This is a genomic window from Azospirillum fermentarium, assembly GCF_025961205.1.
Lineage (GTDB): Bacteria > Pseudomonadota > Alphaproteobacteria > Azospirillales > Azospirillaceae > Azospirillum > Azospirillum fermentarium.
In genome coordinates, this window is the sequence record NZ_JAOQNH010000001.1 from 290,540 (window position 1) to 309,647 (window position 19,108).

The window sequence follows — 19,108 nt, forward strand, 5'->3', positions numbered from 1 at the left end:
AGCCTTTGGGAACCGTCGGTCAGGCGGCTTGCAGGCGGCGGGCGCGGCCGTCGATCACGCGCCACAGCAGGGAAGCCGCGGCCCGGTAAAGCAGGGTGTGGGGCTTCAGGCCGCAGGCTTTGAAGACCATGGCGACGGCGCGGTCCACGTGGCGGCGCTGGTAGCGACTGTAGGCGCCGCGGGCGTAGGCCGCGTTGTAGGTCTTGTGGTCGTACACGGCATCAGCGGGGGCGTTGGCGGCGTAGTAGGCGTAGGCCAGCTCGTCGTCTTCCGTCTCGGTGATGCGCGACAGGGCCACCTGCAGGCGCTTCAGACGGCCGATGTTCTCCCGCTCCAGATAGCGCTTGGCGTAGCTGTAGAACAGCTTGTAATGGCGCAGTTCGTCGGCGGCGATGTGGCGGCAGATCAGCTTCAGCACCGGCTCGTCGGTGGAATCGCCGATGGCGGTGTAATAGGAGCTGGTGCCCGTCTCCACCATGCAGCGGGCGATCAGCTCGCCCGTGCGCGACCCACGCACCGACTGATTCAGGTCGATGGGCACGCTGTAGCCGTCACGGAACCGCTGGACCGCCGCGTCGAAACTGAACGACGGATCGACCCGTTCGGCCCACAGGCCGAGCGCCCGGCCATGCTGGACCTCCTCCACCGCCCACTCGGCGGCCAGCGCCTTGAACTCCGGGTCGTCGTGGAAGACGTTGCACAGATAGGCGGTGTAGTCGTTGGCGTTGTACTCCACCAATGCCGCGGCCTTGATGAGCGGCACCAGGGCCGGATCGACCTTGGCATGGTCAAGCCGATCCCACGGCACCTCGTCGATCCGCCAATGCAACTCCGCCATCACGGCACTCCCTTTCCGCTCAAACCGCTTGTTCCGGTTTTATGACAGACACGTTTATGACACAGGCCCCGCAACGCAACAACGCCGCCCGGCGTCATAGCCGGGCGGCGTTGTCGAAGGTCGTAACCGGCTGTCAGGCCAGCAGGATCAGTGCGCGGTGGCACCGGCCCCGATGGCGTCCAGCTTGGCCCGCGCGATGGCCAGCTTCGCCTCGGCCTCGGCCTTGTCGGCGTCGGTCTTGGCGTCGTCCAGATCCTCGCTCAGATCCTTGAATTCCTGCTCGGCCTTGGCCCGGTCGATCTCGGCGACCGGAATGGCCTGCTCGGCCAGAACCGTGCAGCGGGTTTCGGTGACTTCGGCGAAGCCGCCGGCGACGAACACGCGGTCAACCACCCGGTCGCCCTCGTAGACGTCGATCACGCCCGGACGCACGGTGGAAATCAGCGGCGCGTGACCGGCCAGCACACCGAAATCGCCCTCGGTGCCGGGCACCACAACCATGTCCACCGGCTGGGAAGCCAGCAGCTTCTCCGGCGAAACGAGTTCGAATTCGACTTTGTCGGCCATGGGGGCGTCCTGGTGCTTTCGGACAGGCACCCCGGCCCCAAGGGACCGGGGTACGCATCACTCGTGGTACAGACGGGCGCCGGCGAACCGGCAGCCCGAGCGAAACCAGCCCTTAGGCGGCTTCGGCCAGCTTCTTCGCCTTGGCGATGGCTTCGTCGATGGTGCCGACCATGTAGAACGCCGCTTCCGGCAGATGGTCGTAGTCGCCGTTGACGATGCCCTTGAAGCCGCGGATCGTGTCTTCCAGCGACACCAGCACGCCGGGGGTGCCGGTGAACACTTCGGCCACGTGGAACGGCTGCGACAGGAAGCGCTGGATCTTACGGGCGCGGGCGACCGTCAGCTTGTCTTCTTCCGACAGTTCGTCCATGCCCAGGATGGCGATGATGTCCTGGAGCGACTTGTAGGTCTGGAGCACCTTCTGGACCGAACGGGCGACGGTGTAGTGTTCGTCACCGACGACGCGCGGGTCGAGAATGCGGCTGGTCGAGTCGAGCGGGTCCACGGCCGGGAAGATGGCCATTTCCGCGATCGAGCGCGACAGCACGGTGGTGGCGTCCAGGTGGGCGAACGAAGTCGCCGGCGCCGGGTCGGTCAAGTCGTCGGCGGGCACGTAAATGGCCTGCACCGAGGTGATCGAGCCCTTCTTGGTGGAGGTGATGCGTTCCTGGAGCGCGCCCATGTCGGTGGCCAGCGTCGGCTGGTAACCCACCGCCGACGGGATGCGGCCCAGCAGCGCCGACACTTCCGAACCGGCCTGGGTGAAGCGGAAGATATTGTCCACGAAGAACAGCACGTCCTGGCCTTCTTCGTCGCGGAAGTATTCGGCGAGCGTCAGGCCGGTCAGGGCGACGCGGGCGCGCGCTCCCGGCGGCTCGTTCATCTGGCCGTACACCAGCGCCACCTTGGAGCCGGGGCCGTCGGTCTTGATGACGCCCGATTCCATCATTTCGTGGTACAGGTCGTTACCTTCACGGGTACGTTCACCCACACCGGCGAAGACCGACACACCGCCGTGCGCCTTCGCAACGTTGTTGATGAGCTCCATGATGGTCACGGTCTTGCCCACGCCCGCACCGCCGAACAGGCCGATCTTGCCGCCCTTGGCGTACGGGGCCAGCAGGTCGATGACCTTAATGCCGGTGACCAGCACCTCGGCTTCGGTGGACTGGTCCACGAAGTCGGGGGCCGAACGGTGGATGGGGAACGCCAGTTCGGCGCTGACCGGACCACGCTCGTCGATCGGCTCGCCGATCACGTTGATGATGCGGCCCAGGGTGGCGGGACCGACCGGCACCGAGATCGGCGAACCGGTGTCCTTCACTTCCAGACCGCGCACCAGACCGTCGGTGCTGTCCATGGCGATGGCGCGGACCGTGTTCTCACCCAGGTGCTGCGCGACTTCCAGAACCAGGGTCTTGCCCTCGTTCTGGGTGTGCAGCGCGTTGAGAATGGACGGCAGGTCACTGTCGAACTGGACGTCGACAACAGCGCCGGTCACCTGCGTGATCTTGCCGACGGCGTTGGTCGCCTGGGTCGTGTTAGCCATCGAGAAAAGCTCCCTCGGAACTCGAAATTGTCAGTTAAGACGCCGTATCGGCAAGGAATTCGGCCGCGATCAGATCGCCTCGGCACCGGAGATGATCTCGATCAGCTCCTTGGTGATGTAGGCCTGACGGGTCCGGTTGTACGTGATCGTCAACCGGTTGATCATGTCGCCGGCGTTGCGGGTGGCGTTGTCCATCGCCGTCATCCGCGCGCCCTGCTCGGACGCAGCACTTTCCAGCAACGAGCGATAGATCTGGATCGCCAGATTGCGCGGCAGCAGCTCGGCCAGGATCTGTTCCTCGTCCGGCTCGAACTCGTACACCGGCTTCGCTTCCGCCGCCGCACCCTCGGCCGCCGCCGCCGTTTCCGGCACCGCGAAGGGAACGATCTGCTGAAGCGTCACGACCTGGGAGATCGCCGACTTGAACTGGTTGTAGACGACCGAGCAGACGTCGTATTCGCCCGCGTCGTACATCTCCAGCACCTTCTTCGCGATGCGGTCGGCATCGGCGAAGGACAGCTTCCGGCGGCCCACATCCTCATAGGACTCGACGATCAGCGAGGCATAGTCGCGGCGCAGCTGGTCGCGGGCCTTGCGGCCGACGGTCAGCAGCTTCACGGTCTTGCCCTCGGCCTGAAGCCGCTGGATCTGCCGGCGCGTTTCACGGACGATGGAGCCGTTGAAGGCGCCGCACAGCCCGCGGTCCGAAGAGATGACGACCAGAAGCTGCACCTGGTCGGAACCGGTGCCGGTCATCAGCTTCGGGCCTTCGCCGCCGCCCTGGACGTTGACCGCCAGAGAAGACAGCATCCGGCCCATGCGCTCGGCGAAGGGGCGGGCCGCTTCGGCCTGCTCCTGCGCGCGGCGCAGCTTGGAGGCAGCGACCATCTTCATGGCCGAGGTGATCTTCTGCGTCGATTTGACGCTGTCGATCCGTAGCTTGAGATCCTTGAGGTTCGGCATGCCGGGCCTTCATTCCGCTCGCGTAGTACGTCGGGACAATCCGGGGGGCGGGTGCCCCCCGGATCAGGGACGACGGATCAGACGAACACCTTGGCGAAGGTGTCGAGGAAGGCCTTCAGACGCTCCTCGGTCGCCGGGGTGATCTGCTTCTCGGTGCGGATCGTGGCCAGGATGTCGGCACCCTTGGCGCGGATCTCTTCGAGGAACTTCTTCTCGAAGCGGTTCACATCCTCGACGCGGATCTTGTCGAGATAGCCGCGCACGCCGGAGAAGATCGACACGACCTGCTCTTCCACGGGCAGCGGCGAGAACTGCGCCTGCTTCAGCAGCTCGGTCAGACGCGCACCGCGGGCCAGCAGACGCTGGGTGGAGGCGTCGAGATCCGAGGCGAACTGGGCGAAGGCCGCCATTTCGCGGTACTGCGCCAGTTCCATCTTAATGGTACCGGCCACCTGCTTCATCGCCTTGATCTGGGCGGCGGAGCCGACGCGGCTCACCGACAGACCGACGTTGATGGCGGGGCGGATGCCCTTATAGAACAGGCCGGTTTCCAGGAAGATCTGACCGTCGGTGATCGAGATCACGTTGGTCGGAATGTACGCGGACACGTCGCCGGCCTGGGTTTCGATGACCGGCAGCGCGGTCAGCGAACCGGCGCCGTTGGCGTCGTTCATCTTCGCCGCGCGTTCCAGCAGGCGCGAGTGGAGGTAGAACACGTCGCCGGGATAAGCTTCGCGGCCCGGCGGGCGGCGCAGCAGCAGCGACATCTGACGGTAGGCGACGGCCTGCTTGGACAGATCGTCGTACACGATCACGGCGTGCATGCCGTTGTCGCGGAAGAATTCGCCCATCGTGCAGCCGGTGTACGGCGCCAGGAACTGCAGCGGGGCCGGTTCCGACGCGGTGGCGGCGACGACGATCGAGTATTCCAGGGCGCCGGCGTCTTCCAGGGTCTTCACGATCTGGGCGACGGTGGAGCGCTTCTGGCCGACGGCGACGTAGATGCAGTACAGCTTCTTCGACTCGTCGTCGCCAGCGTTGATGCCCTTCTGGTTCAGGAAGGTATCAATGGCGACGGCGGTCTTGCCGGTCTGACGGTCACCGATGATCAGCTCGCGCTGACCACGGCCAACCGGCACCAGGCTGTCGATGGCCTTCAGGCCGGTCTGCATCGGCTCGTGCACCGACTTGCGCGGAATGATGCCGGGGGCCTTCACTTCCACGCGCTTGCGCTCGACATCGACCAGCGGACCCTTGCCGTCGATCGGGTTGCCGAGGCCGTCCACCACGCGGCCCAGCAGGCCGCGGCCCACCGGAACGTCCACGATGGTGCCGGTGCGCTTCACGGTGTCGCCTTCGCGGATCGCGCGGTCGTCGCCGAAAATCACGATACCGACGTTGTCGGTTTCGAGGTTCAGCGCCATACCCTTGATGCCGCCGGGGAATTCGACCATTTCACCGGCGCGGACGTTGTCCAGGCCGTGAACGCGGGCGACGCCGTCGCCGATCGAAAGAACCTGGCCGACCTCGGCGACATCCGCCTCGGTCCCGAAATTCGCGATCTGCTGCTTGAGGATCGCAGAGATTTCTGCGGCGCGGATATCCATCAGACTTGTCCCCCTGAGGCCTTCATGGCGAGTTGCAACTTATCGAGCTTCGTGCGGACCGACGTGTCCACCATCCGCGACCCGAACTTCACGATCATCCCGCCAATCAGCGCCGGATCGACCGAAACGTCCACAGCGATCTTGGCCCCGGCCGACGCCTTCAGCGCATCGGTCACGGCGGCGAGCTGGGCGTCGGTGAGCGGTTTCGCAACCGTCACCTTCGCCGTGGATTCCCCACGGCGGCGGGCCAGCTCGGCCAGATAGCCTTCGATCATCCCGGAAAGCGCGAAAAGACGCCGATTCTTCGCGACCAGCCCAATAAACCGCGTGGTGATCTCCGACGCAGCGGATTTCTCCAGAATCGCGGCCATGGCGCGACCCTGATCCGCTCGGCTGATCACCGGGCTTTGGACGAGGCGGCGTAGGTCGGCGCTCTCGGCCAGGAGTTGCTTCAGGGCAGACAGATCGCTCGCGACCTGGTCCAGCGCCTGGTTCTCGTCCGCCAGCTCGAACAGCGCCGTGGAGTAACGGGCTGCGAGTTCGGAAACGCCTGTACCTTCAGATGCCACCTGATCCCTCGAATTGAGTTCGGTAGACGGTGAATTTTCAGGGCCTTAGGAGGTTACCCATCCGCGGCGGCCCCGGCCGCGAAAGCGAGCGGTCCAATATCACAGGATTAGCGTATGTGCAACCAAGTCTGGACAATTCCAGTGAGGCTTTTGGACATTCTCCGCCACTGGGCCCAGGCGATGAGTAAGAATGCTGTCATTTCGGGCAGGCGGACCATCCGTTGGGCAAGAAATGGCCCGCAATGGTCATACCGCTTGTGACTTTTCCCGCGCTTTAAGCCCCGCTTAACCGCTGCGGCCCAGTGTCGAGGCATGGCGGCCTCTCCTTGTGCCGGCCGCGATCCTCTTGTTAACAGTTTGGAATCCCCCGATGTCCGTCGTTCCCTTCGCCCGCTGCCGCTTTACGCCGGACGACATCGGCCTGTTCCACGACGTGGCGGGGCCGAAGCTGGAACGGGGGCAGTGGATGGCGGTGGAACGGGTCAGCGGGCGGGATTTCGACAGCCTTCTGGTGCATATTCCGCGCGGAAACGGCCCTGTCTTCCGCTTTTCCCGCGATTTTCAGGGCCGATACCACCTGAGCTTCAACGACCGGTCGGGTTGGCAGGCCATCGGGGCGGGGTCCAGTGCGGCCGAATGTCTGGCCATCTGGCGCCCGCGAAGCCGGCTGGCCGCCCGCTCCGCGGTGTCCTGACGGCGAAAGGTATAGCGTGCATGGGGTGATTCGCACCCCGAGTCGGCCGCCCTCACGCCGCCGTGCCGATGGGGGTGCGCCCGCGCACCAGAGCGGCGAAGGCACGGGCGAAGTCGGCTTCCACGGCCCCGCTCGCCTCGAACTTCACATGCAGCCGGCCCTGGGTGTTGGACAGCACACGGGCCGGCAGGGTCATGGACACCCCGTCGATGCGCACCGAAACCATCTGGCCGGCAGCGATGGACGCCGGCATTCCCTCGACCGTCGCCCCGCCTTCCGAAAGGTTGCCGATGCGGCCCGGCTGGTCGTTCACCCGGCACCCCACGTCCAGGGCGTAGCGGGGCTTGCGCCGCCGGTCCACGTCGCTGGTGGAGGTGCGGACGATGCGCACCAGCACCTCGCGCAGGGAATCGATGTTGGACGCCATGTCGCCGGCCACCGTCTGCACGTCGCGGGCGCGGCTGCCGGTGGAATCCGCCTCGGCCGACACCCGCGTGATGCTGTCGGCCACGGCCTGGGCGGCCTGGCTGGTTTCGCCGACGGTGCGGGAGATTTCGCTGGTGGCGGCGGCCTGCTCCTCGATGGCGGTGGCGATGGAGGTTGAGATCTGATCCATCTCGTGGATGGTGCGGACGATCTCCTCCACCGCGCGCACGGCGGCCCCGGTGACGTTCTGGATCTCGCCGATCTGGCGGGCGATCTCTTCGGTGGAGTTGGAGGTCTGGTTGGACAGGTTCTTGACCTCCGACGCCACCACGGCGAAGCCCTTGCCGGCATCGCCGGCGCGGGCCGCTTCGATGGTGGCGTTCAGCGCCAGCAGGTTGGTTTGCGCGGCGATGCCGTTGATCAGGCCCGCCACCTCGCCGATGCGGTCCACCGCCTGGGTCAGCGACTGGATGGTGCCGGTGGCGGATTCGGCGGCGGTCACGGCCTTGCGGTTGATGGTGCTGGCGTGGGTGACGCGCTGGCTGATCTCGCCGATGGAGGCGGTGAGCTGTTCGGTCGCCGCCGCCACCGTCTGGGCGTTGCCCAGCGCCTGCTGGGCCGAGGCCGCCACGGCCTGGGCGTTTTCCGACACCGCCTCCGCCGAGTGCGACATGGCCTGGGCGTTGCGGTTCATCTGGTGGGTGCGGTCGGCCACCTGCTCCACCGCCGCGCGGGTTTCGCGCTCCACGGTCTGCGCCATGGTTTCCAGGGCCTGGCGGCGCTCCTTGATACCCCGTTCGCGCAAGCCTTCCTGTTCCGCCCGCAGCCGTTCATTGTCGCGGGCCGAGGCGCGGAACACCCGCAGCGCTTCGGCCATGGTGCCGATCTCGTCCCGGCGGCCGTGGAACCCGACCTCCACCGACAGGTCGCCCTGGGCCAGAACCCCCATCACCCCGCCGATGCGGCGCAAGGGCGCCACCACCTGGACCTGGACCAGCACCACCACCAGACCGGCCACCACCAGCACGACGACGAAAGCCGCCTCCACCGTCAGCTTGATTCCCTCGCTCAACCGGTGGCTTTCAGCCACCGCCGATCGCAGCCGTGCGGTCTGCTCTTCGGTTTCCTTGTCAACGAAGCGGGTCAGAGCCTTCACCGCCTCATCCAGCGCCTCGGCGTTCTCGTCCAGTTCCTTCATCACCAGATTGCCCTTTTCCGGGCCGCCGGCGATGTAGGCGTCGGCCATGCGGCGGCCGCCGGCATAGAAGGGTGTGAAGGCGGTGCGCACCGCGTCGATGCCGCCCACCACCTCGTCCAGGCCGAGGGCGGTGGCCAACCGGCGCGCTTCCAAGGTGTCGGTTTCGAACCGCGCGGCATACTCCGCCGCCTTTTGCAACCCGTCGTCCAGCCCGTCCTTGCCCTGGGTCGCCGACACGTCGGTCAGCCACTGCTGCACCTGCACCACGTCGTAGCGGACGGCGTCGATGCGGTCGCCCAGCGGCATCACCTGCCCCAACGCCCGTTCGGAGATGGCGGACATGGCGGTGAGCTGATGGTCCGAGCGGTTCACGTCCCGCAAAATCAGGATAAAGGCCACAACAAAAGAAAGAACGATCAGGGCCAGCACGGCCCCGATCTTCGTGCGGATCGACAAGGATGACATGGCGGTTGTTCCGGCGGCTGATGCGCAAACCCCCGCGCCGGCCCGGCGCAGGAAAACAGATGCGGCATACAACGCTGGAACGACGCAATCATCAACACACAAATGATGATGCGCCCCTCTGCTGCGGCCAGATGGCGCATTCAGGGGCGCCGCCACAAGAAAATCCCTATCGGTCTTGCTGGTATCCCTGATTGGTCGTGTTCTGATGAATATTCCCTTGGCGCCCTTGTTCCGACAGATTGTTATCTTCTTGATGATTCTTCTTATCAACGGCAGCGTCATTTGGGACATGATCGCCACCGGGGCCTTTGGGACTGCGCCCGGCGGGGGGAACGGGGGGAATGTGGCGGGTCATGGGGGTCTCCCTTGCAACGTGGGGCATGACACCACAACAGATTTACACGGGTATGCGGTTCCCAGCGACTCGCCACAAAAAGCGCCTCTTACAAAAAGCTCTGCGGGTCCACGTCCACCTGTACCCGCACCGCCGCCGGCACCTCCACCCGCTCCAGCCATTGGGCGATCAGCGGCTGCACCGCCACCCCGCGCGGCGCCTTCATCAGCAGCCGGCGGCGGTGGCGTCCGCGCAACAGCGACAGCGGCGCCGGCGCCGGCCCCAGCACCGCCACCGTCTCGCTGCGCGGCGCCGCCCGGCCCAGCGCCAGCGCCACCCGGTCCACCAGTCCCTCGTCCTCCCCCGACACGATGAGCGCGGCCAGCCGGCCGAAGGGGGGCATGGCGGCGTCCTGGCGCATCTCGGCTTCCAGCGCATAAAAGCCGTCGCGGTCGTGGGCCTTCAACGCCTGCATCACCGGGTGTTCGGGCATGTAGGTCTGCAGGAACACGGTGCCGGGCCGGTCGCCGCGCCCGGCGCGCCCCGCCACCTGATGCAGAAGCTGGAAGGTGCGTTCGCCCGCGCGCAGGTCGCCGCCGGCCAGCCCCAGATCGGAATCCACCACCCCCACCAGGGTCAGCATGGGGAAATGGTGGCCCTTGGCCATCACCTGGGTGCCGATGATGATGTCCAGCTCATGGTCGGCGATGCGGCGCACCATCTCCTGAATGGCGTGCGGGCCGGTCAGGGTGTCCGACGCCATGATGGCGGAGCGGGCGTCGGGGAACAGTTCCGCCACCTCTTCCGCCACCCGCTCCACGCCGGGGCCGCAGGCGGCGAGGCTGCCCGCCTCCCCGCATTCGGGGCAGGCTTCGGGCACCGGCTGCGACAGGCCGCAGTGGTGGCATTGCAGCTTGCGCGCCAAACGGTGTTCCACCAGCCACGCAGTGCAGTTGGGGCAGCGCAGCCGGTGGCCGCAGGCCCGGCACAGGGTCAACGGCGCATACCCCCGGCGGTTCAGGAACAGCATGGCCTGCTCGCCGTCGGCCAGGGTGGCGGTCAGGGCGTCGCGCAGGCTGGGGGCCAGCCAGTGGCGGGCCGGGGGCCGGTCGCGGCGCAGGTCGATCAGCGTCACCCCCGGCAGCACCGCCCCCCCGTGGCGCCCCGGCAGGTGAATGCGGGTGTAGCGCCCGGAATCGGCGTTGACCTGGGTTTCCAGCGCCGGAGTGGCCGACACCAGCACCACCGGGATCTGCCCCAGATGCGCCCGCGTCACCGCCATGTCGCGGGCGTGATAGATGGAGCCGTCCTCCTGTTTGTACGCCTGATCGTGCTCCTCATCGACGATGATGAGGCCAAGGTCGGCATAGGGCAGGAACAGGGCCGAGCGCGCGCCCACCACCACCTTGGCCGAACCGTCGGCCACCGCCCGCCACGTGGCGCGGCGCTGGCCGCCGGTCAGGTCGGAATGCCATTCGGCGGGCCGCGCGCCGAAGCGGCGGGCGAACCGCTCCAGCCCCTGGGCCGAGAGGGAGATTTCCGGCAGCAGGATCAGCGCCTGCCGCCCGGCGGCCAGACAGGCGGCAATGGCCTCGTAATAGACCTCGGTCTTGCCCGATCCGGTCACCCCGTCCAGCAGCACGGTGGCGTAGGTGCCGGCACCGACCCGCGCGCGCAGATCCTGGGCCGCCGCCTCCTGCTCCGGCGACAGGGTGGGGCCCGCGCGGGTGGCATCGGGGGCGGCGATGCGGGGGGGCGGGAGAAGCTGGGGCACCAGCAGCCCGGCCTCCACCAGCCCGCGCACGACGGTCACGCCGCACCCGGCCTCTTCCGCCAGATCGGCGGCGGAACGGGGGGGGCCGCCGTCCGCCAGCAGCGCCAGCACCCGGCGGCGGGCGTCGGTGGTCTTGAACCCCGGCGGCGGCTCCGCCCCGCTGGCGTGATAGGCCAGCGTGGCCCGCGGCGGCTCCAGCGCCGCCGGCACGCTGACCGCCATGCGCAGCACCTGCCCCGGCGGGGTCATGGTGTAGGCGGCCACCCACTCGATGAAGCGGCGCTGCACGTCCGGCATGGGCGGCACGTCGAACCGGCGGACCACCGGCTTCAGCCGCCCGCCGTCCACCACGCCCGCCCCCGGGCCCCACACCACGCCGATCACCCGGCGGGGGCCGAGGGGAACCTCCACGTAATCGCCCGGTGCCAGCGCCATGCCATCGGGCACGCGGTAGTCATACGCTTCACGCAAGGGTAATGGCAGCAGCACCGCCACGCGGGCCGCTTCCGTTTCCAGGCCGGACCTAGTAAGGAGTGTGTCCATGGGCTACAGTGCCCCGCGGAAAATGGCCGCGGCACCCTGCACCCGCACCGACGCTTTCGGCCCTGCTATCAATGGACCCGATCCCATGAAGTTCTTCGTTGACACCGCCGACATCGCCGAAATCCGTGAAATGGCCGACACCGGCCTGCTGGACGGTGTTACCACCAACCCCTCCCTGATCGCCAAGTCCGGGCGCAAGTTCCTGGATCTGGTGGCGGAAATCTGCGAGGTGGTCAACGGCCCGGTCAGCGCCGAGGTGGCTTCCACCGATTTCGAAACCATGCTGGCCGAAGCCCACCACATCGCCAAGATCTCCCACCGCGTGGCGGTGAAGGTGCCGCTGACCCCGGCGGGGCTGAAGGTCTGCAAGATCCTGTCGTCGGAAGGCACCATGGTCAACGTGACCCTGTGCTTCTCCCCGGCGCAGGCGATCCTGGCGGCCAAGGCCGGCGCGTCCTTCGTGTCCCCGTTCGTGGGCCGTCTGGACGACATCGGCCAGGACGGCATGGGCATCATCACCGATATCTGTGAGATCTATAACAACTATCCGGCGTTCAAGACCGAGGTGCTGGTGGCGTCCATCCGCAACCCCATGCACATCGTCAAGGCCGCCCGCCTGGGTGCCGACGTCATCACCGCCCCGACGTCGGTGCTGCGCCAGCTGTTCAACCACCCGCTGACCGACAAGGGTCTGGCCCAGTTCGTCGAGGACTGGAAGAAGACCGGCCAGTCGATCCTGTAACCACACCGGGGACGCACACCCCAATGGGCCACACCACCGGACATCCCCCGTCCCTCCCCACGGAGGAGGAGGTCAGCGCCTATCTCAGGGCGCATCCGGACTTCCTGGCCCGTCATGCCGAGCTGGTCCACCACCTGATCCTGCCGCCCCCCGACCGGGGCGGGGGCAACGTGGTGGACCTGCAGGGCTTCATGCTGGGGCGCCTGCGGGACGAGGTGCGGGCGCTGAAAGAGCAGCACCGCGCGCTGATCGCCACCGCACGCGCCAACATGAACAGCCAGAACCGCATCCACGCCGCGGTGCTGGTTCTGCTCGATGCCCCCAGCTTTCCCCGCTTCGTCCAGACCGTCACCACCGATCTGGCGGTGATCCTGGGGGTGGATGTGGCGTCGCTGGTGATCGAAACCAACGGCCCGGCGCCACCGTCCGGGTCGGGGGTCATCCCGGCGGCCCCCGGCACCGTGGCCCGCCTGTTGGGCCGGCGGGACGTTGTTCTGCTGTCCGACACCCCCGGCACGCCCGACATCTTCGGCCCCGGCGCCGGTCTGGTGCGCTCGCAAGCCCTGATCCGGGTGCAGGTGACGCCGGAAACGCCGCCCGGCCTTCTCGCCTTCGGGGCACGCGATCCGGTGCTGTTTCATGAAAGCCAGGCCACCGAACTGATCGGCTTCCTTGCCCGCGTGGTGGAACGCTGCCTGAGGGCATGGCTGGACCTGCCGGACGACGATTAGGCCGGCGCCGTCTTCATCCGCCGTCTTATCCTTTGAAAAATTCGGGGTGTCCATGGACGCGTTCGTCAGCGCGCTCGTCGTGTTCCTGGTGGTCATCGATCCGCCGGGGCTGGTACCGATCTTCATCGCCCTGACCCAAGGGTTCGACGCCCGCCGCAAGCGTCTGATCGCGCTGCGCGGCACGGCGCTGAGCTTGGCGGTGATCGTGTTCTTCGCCTATTTCGGCGAAATGGTGCTGGACGCGCTGTCCATCGGCATGGCGGCGTTCCGCATCTCGGGCGGGGCGCTGCTGTTCTGGATCGCGTTCGAGATGCTGTTCGAACGCCGCGCCGACCGCAAGGAAAGCACCGCCGACGAGGCCCGGTCGGAGGAAGAGGCCCACGACCTGTCGGTCTTCCCCCTGGCGGTGCCGCTGATCGCCGGGCCGGGGGCCATCACCTCCACCCTGCTGCTGATGGACCGTTACGGCACCGGAATCGCCGGGCAAATGTCGGTTCTTTTCGCTGCCGGAACGGTGATCGCCGGGCTGGCGGTGATCCTGATGCTGGCCGACACCGTGCGCCGCCTCTTGGGGCGGACCATCATCAACACCGTCACCCGCGTGCTGGGCATCGTGCTGGCCGCACTGGCGGCGCAGACGGTGATTTCCGGCATCACCGCCATCTATCCGCCGGGATAAACGGGCTACCGCCCGGACCCGTTTGGGGCGATGCCCCAAACCCCCTTTTCTTTTCCCGATAGGAAAGGGGGGAGGTTTGGAGGCTCAGCCTCCAAGCGGGGCCGGGGCGGCAGCCCCGCTGTTCTCCGCTTTACTTCTCCGGCACGTCCGTCCCGCTGCAATACTCCCACGCGCTGCCGTGCAGCCCGAAGAACAGGGCCACCGGCTTGGCGCCGGAACGGTCGATCACCACCCGGAACCGTTCGCCGGTGCAGGCCCCGGCAGGCTGGTTCTTGTACGGCACCGCCACATTCTTGGACGTCAGGCAGGCGTTGGACACCTTGGGCGCCGGGCCGGCGGTGACCGGCTTGCCGTTCAGCACCATGTAGTAATTCTTGGCCGCCCCGCCCTGCACCGTGGCCTTGATCTCGATCTTGCCGAAGCGGGAGCGGTACATGCCGGTGTCCTGCTCCCCGTCGGGGGTGCCGGACGGGATGGGGCGGAAGGAGATGGCGGCGCACTTGGGCGGTTCCTTGCCCGCCGCCGCGGCCGCCGGCTGCGGCGCCAGAACCGCCGCCGCACCGGCCACCATCACCGCCCCGATCACCGCAGACGCAGAAAATGCCATGGCTTTTCCCCGGTTAAGATTTATTCCCAGGGGGGAGTATCGCCCATGGCCCGGCAAAGACAACCCAAACGTTTGTCTCAGGCCGCCACGCCGATGCAGGTCTGCTGCATGGCGGCGACCAGGGATTCCTTACCGCCGTCGCGCATGAACACCTCCACCGCCGTGACCGACAGGGTACGGCCCGATTTCAGCACCCGGCCGCGGGCGATCATCACCTCCCCCTTGGCCGGCGACATCAGATTGACCTTGAACTCCACCGCCAGCACCTCCGTCCCCGCCGGCATCAGGGAATAGGCGGCGTAGCCCCCGGCGTTGTCGGCCAGCATCGCCACCACGCCGGCCTGGAAGAACCCGTGCTGCTGCGTCAGGTCGCGGCGGAACGGCAGGTGCATTTCGCAAAAGCCCGGCTCCAGCCGTTCGATGGTCATGCCCAGCGCCGACACGATGGGCTGGGCGGCAAGACTGGCGCGGCAGCGCGCCTCCCACTCGGGATCACGGGGCTGAAAGTCGCTCATGGGGCGGGGGCGTCCTGGCTGGTGGTCCATACGGAAACGGATGGTCGCATCCCCTCCCCCGCCGATCAAGAGCCGATCAGGCCGAGCTGGGGGCTGGACGCCTCCGCCCCGAAGCGCTTGGGGATCCGCCCCGCCAGCCGCGCGTCACGTCCGGCCCGCACCGCCCCGGCCATGGCGGCGGCCATGCGCACCGGGTCGCGCGCCTTGGACACCGCGGTGTTGAGCAGCACCGCCGAGCACCCCAGTTCCATGGCCAGGGCGGCATCCGACGCGGTGCCGATGCCGGCGTCGAGGATCACCGGCACCGGGCTGCGGGCGCAGATGACCTCGATGGCGTGGGGATTCTGGATACCGAGGCCGGAGCCGATGGGAGCGCCCAGCGGCATCACCGCCGCCGCCCCGGCGTCGGCCAGCTTGCGGCAGGTCACCGGATCGTCGTTGCAATAGGGCAGCACAGTAAAGCCGTCGGCCACCAGGGTTTCGGTGGCGCGCAACAGCTCCTCCACGTCGGGATAGAGCAGTTCGCTGTCGCCGATCACCTCCAGCTTGACCCACTCGGTGCCCAGCGCCTCCCGCGCCAATTGGGCGGTCAGCACGGCGTCGCGGGCGGTCAGGCATCCGGCGGTGTTGGGCAGGAACAGCAGCCGGTCTCCCAGCGCGTCCACCAGGCTTTCCGCGTAGCCGTCCAGGCTGATGCGGCGGATGGAGGCGGTGACCACCTCCGCTCCCCCGGCCTCCAGCGCGTTCAGCATCACGGTGCGGCTGGGATAGCCGGCGGTGCCGAGGAACAGGCGCGACGTCAGCCGCCGTCCCCCGATGACAAGGGCGTCGTCGGTCATGAGCAACTCTCCGAGGTGTGGGAAGGGATGATCAGCCGCCCTGGAAGGCGCGCACGATGTCCACCGTGTCACCGGGGGCCAGCGGGGTTTCCCCCCAGCGGCCCCGCGGTACCACGGCGCCGTTCAGCGCCACGGCCACGCCGCGGGCCCCGGCCTCCAGGCCATGGGCGTGGGCCAGGGCGGCGACGGTCAGCCCCGCCGGGCACGGCTGGGGCTGACCGTTCACGCGGATGAAAGCGGCGGCGGTCATGCGGCACGCGCGGGGTGAAAACGGGACAGGGCGAAGGGGGTGGCCACGGCCGGCATCTCCCCCTCCAGGATCAGGGCGGCGATGGCCTGTGCCGTGATGGGGGTCAGCAGGATGCCGTTGCGGTGGTGACCGGTGGCATAGACCAGCCCGTCCAGCGGACCCGTGCCGAGGATCGGCGCGTCGTCCCGCGCGGTGGGGCGGAAGCCCACCCACGTCTCCTCCAGCGGCAGGTCGGCGATGCCGGGCAGCGCCCGCCACGCCCCCTCCAGCAGGGCCATCACCCCGCCGGCGGTCAGGCGTTCGTCAAACCCCGCCTCTTCCGTCGTGGCGCCGATGATCAGGCGCCCGTCGCGGCGGGGAATGAGGTAGGTGCCGGGGGTCCACACCACATGGGACAGGAGCGGGGCGGCGGCGCTCATGCGCACCGCCGCCATCTGCCCCTTGACCGGACGCACCGGGGGGCGGCCGGCGTCCGTCAAGCCCGGAAGATCCCGCGACCACGCCCCCGCGGCCAGGACCACCACATCGGCCGTTACGGCGGTATCCCCCACCGTTACGCCTGTAACACGCCCGTCCGTGTGGTTCAGACGGGCGACCGGCACGCCCGCCGACACCATGACCCCGGCGTTCACGCAGGCGCTGTGCAGGCCCGCCACCAACCGGCGGCTGTCAACCTGATGGTCTTCGTGACAAAAGATAGCACCGCCGATGCCGGGAGCAAGGAAAGGTTCACGATGCCGCACCTCGCTCCCCGGCAGCCATTCCACCGGCAGCCCCAGCCCCTTCTGAAAATCATAGAGGAACCGCACCCGCCCCAGATCGTCGGCGGTGCGGGCGATGACCATGGTGCCCTCGGTCCGCAGTTCCGGGTCGATGCCACCGGCGGCGTGCAGGTCGGCGGCAAAGCCGGGCCACAGCGCCTGACTGGCGCGGGCCAGGGGAACCAGCGCCTCCTCCCCCGGTTCGGATTCGACGCAGGCCGCCAGCATCCCGCCCGCGGCGTTGCTGGCCCCGCCGCCGACGGGGCCACGGTCGAACACCGACACCCGGCAGCCGGCCCGCGCCAGCGTCCAGGCGATGGACAGGCCGATCACCCCGGCGCCGACGACGGCGACGGACGGGTGGGAGGAAACGGAGAACGGACGGATGGCGGACGTGGGTGCGTCCATTGCGGTGGCTCCCTTCGCTGGCATTATCCAGACAGGTTCGATGGGTATGATCTCAGCCGCACGGACGGAACCGGGCGGCACCCCAGCCTATGGTCGGGCCGGATGGTGAACCCGCGTCCGCACCTTTGCAAGAAAAATCCTCAACCTTCCATGGCGCTGCATTACCGCAGCCCATCCCGCAAAGGCGTGATGCCCCCGCCGTGCTGGCCCGGTGCGGGCGCGGCTGGTATGGTGCCCGCCGCCCCGTTTCCCCCTTGTCTTCTTCCCCGGAAAGCCCACCCATGATCCCCTGCCCCTGCGGCTCCGGCCTTGACCTTGCGGGCTGCTGCGGCCCGTTCATCGCCGGCACCGCCGACGCCCCCACCGCCGAGGCGGTGATGCGCGCCCGCTACACCGCCTTCACCCAGGGCAACCTGGATTACGTGGAGTGCACCCACGCCCCCGAGATCGCCGCCGAGTTCAACCGCCCCGAGGCCGAGCGCGCCGCCGCCGAGGTGGAGTGGGACAGCGTGGAGATCACCGGCGGGGCGGAAGCCGGCGACGGCACGGCCACCGTGGATTTCACCCTGCGGTTCCGTCGGAACGGCGAGGACATGGTGCAGCGGGAACGCGCCCATTTCCGCCACGACGGGGGCCGCTGGCTGTACGTGCGCGGCGACCTGAACCCCAAGGCGCCGCCGCGCCAGGTGGTGAAGGTGGGCCGCAACGATCCCTGCCCCTGCGGGTCGGGGAAGAAGCACAAGAAGTGCTGCGGCGCCTGACCCGGTATCCGGCACCATGGCGATGGAGCACCGTTTCCACTGCACCGCCTGCGGCAAATGCTGCCACGGCTGGCTGCCCCTGACGGTGGACGAGGCCGTCGCCCACGCCGGTGATTTTCCCCTGGCGATGATCTGGGCGCCGGTGCGCAAGGGGGCCAGGTCCTTCGCGCTCGCCGCGCGCCTGGGCGCCACCGTGCGCCTGGACCGGCGGCAGGAGGTGGCGGTGCTGCTGATGCCCACCGTCTACATCCCGCCGGACATGCCGTGCCCGTTGCTGTCCGCCGACGGGCTGTTGTGCTCGGTCCACGATGCCAAGCCGCTGCGCTGCCGCACCATGCCCTTCTACCCCTATCAGGAGGAGGGGGAGCAGCGCCCGTACCTGACCCCGCGGGCGGGCTGGGCCTGCGACACGTCGGACGCGGCCCCGGTGGTGTACCGGGACAAGACGATCGTGGAGAAGGGTGATTTCACCCGCGAGCGTGCCGCCCTGGTGCAGCAGGCCCCGGCCCTGCGCGCCTATGCCGACATGATGGTGAAGGCCAGCCCGTCGCTGGTGGCGCTGCTGGCGAAGGCATCGCTGAACCCCATGGGCGGCAAGGTGCCGGTCAGCTTTTCGTCGTTCCTCAGCCTGTCGCGCACCATCGACACCCGCGCCTTCGCGGAACGGCAGATCCCGGTGCTGACGGATCACGCCGCCCGCACCGAAGGCAAACCGGAATGGGCCGAGTACCACGCTCATTACACACGCTTCGCCGCCGAGATGGAACGGTTCCGGCGGTAGACGCAAAAAAGGGCGGGGGGCGCCCGTCACGGCGCCCCCCGCCCCTTCATCCTGCGGATTACATGCAGGTGGCCTGGGCGGTCATCAGGATCTCGATGCCCTTGGCGTGCTTCTGGGTGGCGGCGGCGGCCTCTTCGGCCTTGCCGGCGGCCATGGCGCCGTTCACGGCCTTCATCGCGTCGATGGCGGCGGTGCGGTCGGCGCCGCTCAGCTTGGTGGACGCGCACTGGCACGACTTGACGGTCGGCTCCGACTTGTCGGTGGCGGTGCACAGCGCTTCGAAATCATCGGCAAAGGCCAGGGCCGGAACCGCCGCAACGGCGAAAGCAGCGACAAAAGCAATCTTCAGGGAGCGCATGGATATCTCCATTAATTTTGTGTGGACACCTTGTGCGCCTTGAAATCAAACCGCCTCAATTCAAATTTTTGATATTATTGTTTTCAAGAACAATATTCTCATAAAAAAATGTGGATTGTTTGTCCGCAACCGAGAGCGGGGTACCAACC

At 67.8% G+C, this 19,108-nt stretch carries 20 protein-coding genes and 1 riboswitch; of the genes, 6 read left to right on the top strand and 14 right to left on the bottom strand.

From position 1 onward, the window contains the following. Positions 1-19: 19 nt before the first annotated feature. From M2352_RS01450 to M2352_RS01475, 6 genes are all read right to left on the bottom strand, one after another. The gene (locus tag M2352_RS01450; protein ID WP_264662739.1) at positions 20-838 is read right to left on the bottom strand and encodes a ferritin-like domain-containing protein; all 819 of its coding nucleotides are present in this window, start codon (positions 836-838) and stop codon (positions 20-22) included. Between the two features lie 147 nt (positions 839-985). Next, positions 986-1,405 carry a F0F1 ATP synthase subunit epsilon gene (locus M2352_RS01455; protein ID WP_264662740.1) on the bottom strand — a complete coding sequence of 140 codons (420 nt, stop codon included), beginning with the start codon at positions 1,403-1,405 and terminating at the stop codon, positions 986-988. Positions 1,406-1,517: 112 nt separating this feature from the next. Beyond that, positions 1,518-2,954 (bottom strand): F0F1 ATP synthase subunit beta, encoded by a 1,437-nt coding sequence (atpD, locus tag M2352_RS01460; RefSeq protein WP_264662741.1) that lies wholly within the window; start codon positions 2,952-2,954, stop codon positions 1,518-1,520. Between the two features lie 69 nt (positions 2,955-3,023). Then, positions 3,024-3,917, bottom strand: a complete 894-nt coding sequence (locus M2352_RS01465) for a F0F1 ATP synthase subunit gamma (RefSeq protein ID WP_264662742.1) — start codon at positions 3,915-3,917, stop codon at positions 3,024-3,026. Between the two features lie 77 nt (positions 3,918-3,994). After that, entirely contained in the window at positions 3,995-5,524 is a 1,530-nt protein-coding gene (gene atpA / locus M2352_RS01470) for a F0F1 ATP synthase subunit alpha (RefSeq protein ID WP_264662743.1), read from the bottom strand. Continuing rightward, on the bottom strand, positions 5,524-6,093 hold the full coding sequence (locus M2352_RS01475) for a F0F1 ATP synthase subunit delta (RefSeq protein WP_264662744.1): 570 nt from the start codon (positions 6,091-6,093) through the stop codon (positions 5,524-5,526). Before M2352_RS01475 ends, atpA begins: the two co-directional genes overlap by 1 nt. Positions 6,094-6,463: 370 nt before the next feature. Here M2352_RS01475 and M2352_RS01480 point away from each other — a divergent pair, with 370 nt between their 5' ends. Continuing rightward, entirely contained in the window at positions 6,464-6,787 is a 324-nt protein-coding gene (locus tag M2352_RS01480; RefSeq protein WP_264662745.1) for a hypothetical protein, read from the top strand. Between the two features lie 52 nt (positions 6,788-6,839). Here the strand turns inward: M2352_RS01480 and M2352_RS01485 are convergent, their stop codons facing one another. Continuing rightward, a complete protein-coding gene (locus M2352_RS01485) occupies positions 6,840-8,876 on the bottom strand; it encodes a methyl-accepting chemotaxis protein (RefSeq protein ID WP_264662746.1) in 2,037 nt (678 codons plus the stop codon). Between the two features lie 443 nt (positions 8,877-9,319). Then, complete coding sequence (locus tag M2352_RS01490) at positions 9,320-11,527, bottom strand: primosomal protein N' (RefSeq protein WP_264662747.1); 2,208 nt, start codon at positions 11,525-11,527, stop codon at positions 9,320-9,322. 85 nt (positions 11,528-11,612) lie between these two features. On the opposite strand from M2352_RS01490, the gene fsa reads away from it, so the two are divergent. From fsa to M2352_RS01505, 3 genes are read left to right on the top strand one after another with little or no spacing between them, the layout of a single operon-like run. Beyond that, the gene (gene fsa / locus M2352_RS01495; protein WP_264662748.1) at positions 11,613-12,269 is read left to right on the top strand and encodes a fructose-6-phosphate aldolase; all 657 of its coding nucleotides are present in this window, start codon (positions 11,613-11,615) and stop codon (positions 12,267-12,269) included. Between the two features lie 23 nt (positions 12,270-12,292). Next, on the top strand, positions 12,293-13,000 hold the full coding sequence (locus tag M2352_RS01500; protein ID WP_264662749.1) for a DUF484 family protein: 708 nt from the start codon (positions 12,293-12,295) through the stop codon (positions 12,998-13,000). Between the two features lie 52 nt (positions 13,001-13,052). Continuing rightward, positions 13,053-13,679 carry a MarC family protein gene (locus tag M2352_RS01505; RefSeq protein WP_264662750.1) on the top strand — a complete coding sequence of 209 codons (627 nt, stop codon included), beginning with the start codon at positions 13,053-13,055 and terminating at the stop codon, positions 13,677-13,679. A gap of 130 nt (positions 13,680-13,809) precedes the next feature. On the opposite strand, the gene M2352_RS01510 is transcribed toward M2352_RS01505, so the two are convergent. The 5 genes from M2352_RS01510 to thiO all read right to left on the bottom strand — a co-directional run bounded on the left by M2352_RS01510 (position 13,810) and on the right by thiO (position 17,059). After that, positions 13,810-14,286 carry a hypothetical protein gene (locus M2352_RS01510; RefSeq protein WP_264662751.1) on the bottom strand — a complete coding sequence of 159 codons (477 nt, stop codon included), beginning with the start codon at positions 14,284-14,286 and terminating at the stop codon, positions 13,810-13,812. A 77-nt stretch (positions 14,287-14,363) separates the two neighbouring features. Beyond that, positions 14,364-14,801, bottom strand: a complete 438-nt coding sequence (locus M2352_RS01515; RefSeq protein WP_264662752.1) for a PaaI family thioesterase — start codon at positions 14,799-14,801, stop codon at positions 14,364-14,366. Between the two features lie 65 nt (positions 14,802-14,866). After that, positions 14,867-15,640 (bottom strand): thiazole synthase, encoded by a 774-nt coding sequence (thiG, locus tag M2352_RS01520; RefSeq protein WP_264662753.1) that lies wholly within the window; start codon positions 15,638-15,640, stop codon positions 14,867-14,869. A 31-nt stretch (positions 15,641-15,671) separates the two neighbouring features. After that, the gene (thiS, locus tag M2352_RS01525; protein ID WP_264662754.1) at positions 15,672-15,890 is read right to left on the bottom strand and encodes a sulfur carrier protein ThiS; all 219 of its coding nucleotides are present in this window, start codon (positions 15,888-15,890) and stop codon (positions 15,672-15,674) included. Further along, positions 15,887-17,059: a glycine oxidase ThiO gene (gene thiO, locus M2352_RS01530; protein ID WP_264662755.1), complete on the bottom strand. Its 1,173-nt coding sequence runs from the start codon at positions 17,057-17,059 to the stop codon at positions 15,887-15,889. Before thiO ends, thiS begins: the two co-directional genes overlap by 4 nt. Further along, a riboswitch (TPP riboswitch) is annotated at positions 17,052-17,154 on the bottom strand. It overlaps the preceding gene by 8 nt. Positions 17,155-17,340: 186 nt before the next feature. Here thiO and M2352_RS01535 point away from each other — a divergent pair. Then, positions 17,341-17,820: a YchJ family protein gene (locus tag M2352_RS01535; RefSeq protein WP_264662756.1), complete on the top strand. Its 480-nt coding sequence runs from the start codon at positions 17,341-17,343 to the stop codon at positions 17,818-17,820. 16 nt (positions 17,821-17,836) lie between these two features. Continuing rightward, positions 17,837-18,601: a YkgJ family cysteine cluster protein gene (locus M2352_RS01540; RefSeq protein WP_264662757.1), complete on the top strand. Its 765-nt coding sequence runs from the start codon at positions 17,837-17,839 to the stop codon at positions 18,599-18,601. A 58-nt stretch (positions 18,602-18,659) separates the two neighbouring features. Here M2352_RS01540 and M2352_RS01545 read toward each other — a convergent pair whose 3' ends face one another. Next, complete coding sequence (locus tag M2352_RS01545) at positions 18,660-18,959, bottom strand: hypothetical protein (RefSeq protein ID WP_264662758.1); 300 nt, start codon at positions 18,957-18,959, stop codon at positions 18,660-18,662. Positions 18,960-19,108: the final 149 nt, after the last annotated feature.

What these genes read in the sequence shown, in the direction of transcription:
- M2352_RS01535 (WP_264662756.1), top strand. Translation starts at nt 17,341, where the DNA reads ATGATCCCCTGCCCCTGCGGCTCCGGCCTTGACCTTGCGGGCTGCTGC.
- M2352_RS01455 (WP_264662740.1), bottom strand. Translation starts at nt 1,405, where the DNA reads ATGGCCGACAAAGTCGAATTCGAACTCGTTTCGCCGGAGAAGCTGCTG.
- M2352_RS01540 (WP_264662757.1), top strand. Translation starts at nt 17,837, where the DNA reads ATGGCGATGGAGCACCGTTTCCACTGCACCGCCTGCGGCAAATGCTGC.
- M2352_RS01480 (WP_264662745.1), top strand. Translation starts at nt 6,464, where the DNA reads ATGTCCGTCGTTCCCTTCGCCCGCTGCCGCTTTACGCCGGACGACATC.
- thiG (WP_264662753.1), bottom strand. Translation starts at nt 15,640, where the DNA reads ATGACCGACGACGCCCTTGTCATCGGGGGACGGCGGCTGACGTCGCGC.
- M2352_RS01500 (WP_264662749.1), top strand. Translation starts at nt 12,293, where the DNA reads ATGGGCCACACCACCGGACATCCCCCGTCCCTCCCCACGGAGGAGGAG.
- M2352_RS01505 (WP_264662750.1), top strand. Translation starts at nt 13,053, where the DNA reads ATGGACGCGTTCGTCAGCGCGCTCGTCGTGTTCCTGGTGGTCATCGAT.
- M2352_RS01515 (WP_264662752.1), bottom strand. Translation starts at nt 14,801, where the DNA reads ATGAGCGACTTTCAGCCCCGTGATCCCGAGTGGGAGGCGCGCTGCCGC.
- M2352_RS01490 (WP_264662747.1), bottom strand. Translation starts at nt 11,527, where the DNA reads ATGGACACACTCCTTACTAGGTCCGGCCTGGAAACGGAAGCGGCCCGC.
- M2352_RS01450 (WP_264662739.1), bottom strand. Translation starts at nt 838, where the DNA reads ATGGCGGAGTTGCATTGGCGGATCGACGAGGTGCCGTGGGATCGGCTT.
- atpA (WP_264662743.1), bottom strand. Translation starts at nt 5,524, where the DNA reads ATGGATATCCGCGCCGCAGAAATCTCTGCGATCCTCAAGCAGCAGATC.
- M2352_RS01510 (WP_264662751.1), bottom strand. Translation starts at nt 14,286, where the DNA reads ATGGCATTTTCTGCGTCTGCGGTGATCGGGGCGGTGATGGTGGCCGGT.
- M2352_RS01485 (WP_264662746.1), bottom strand. Translation starts at nt 8,876, where the DNA reads ATGTCATCCTTGTCGATCCGCACGAAGATCGGGGCCGTGCTGGCCCTG.
- M2352_RS01465 (WP_264662742.1), bottom strand. Translation starts at nt 3,917, where the DNA reads ATGCCGAACCTCAAGGATCTCAAGCTACGGATCGACAGCGTCAAATCG.
- thiS (WP_264662754.1), bottom strand. Translation starts at nt 15,890, where the DNA reads ATGACCGCCGCCGCTTTCATCCGCGTGAACGGTCAGCCCCAGCCGTGC.
- fsa (WP_264662748.1), top strand. Translation starts at nt 11,613, where the DNA reads ATGAAGTTCTTCGTTGACACCGCCGACATCGCCGAAATCCGTGAAATG.
- thiO (WP_264662755.1), bottom strand. Translation starts at nt 17,059, where the DNA reads ATGGACGCACCCACGTCCGCCATCCGTCCGTTCTCCGTTTCCTCCCAC.
- M2352_RS01545 (WP_264662758.1), bottom strand. Translation starts at nt 18,959, where the DNA reads ATGCGCTCCCTGAAGATTGCTTTTGTCGCTGCTTTCGCCGTTGCGGCG.
- atpD (WP_264662741.1), bottom strand. Translation starts at nt 2,954, where the DNA reads ATGGCTAACACGACCCAGGCGACCAACGCCGTCGGCAAGATCACGCAG.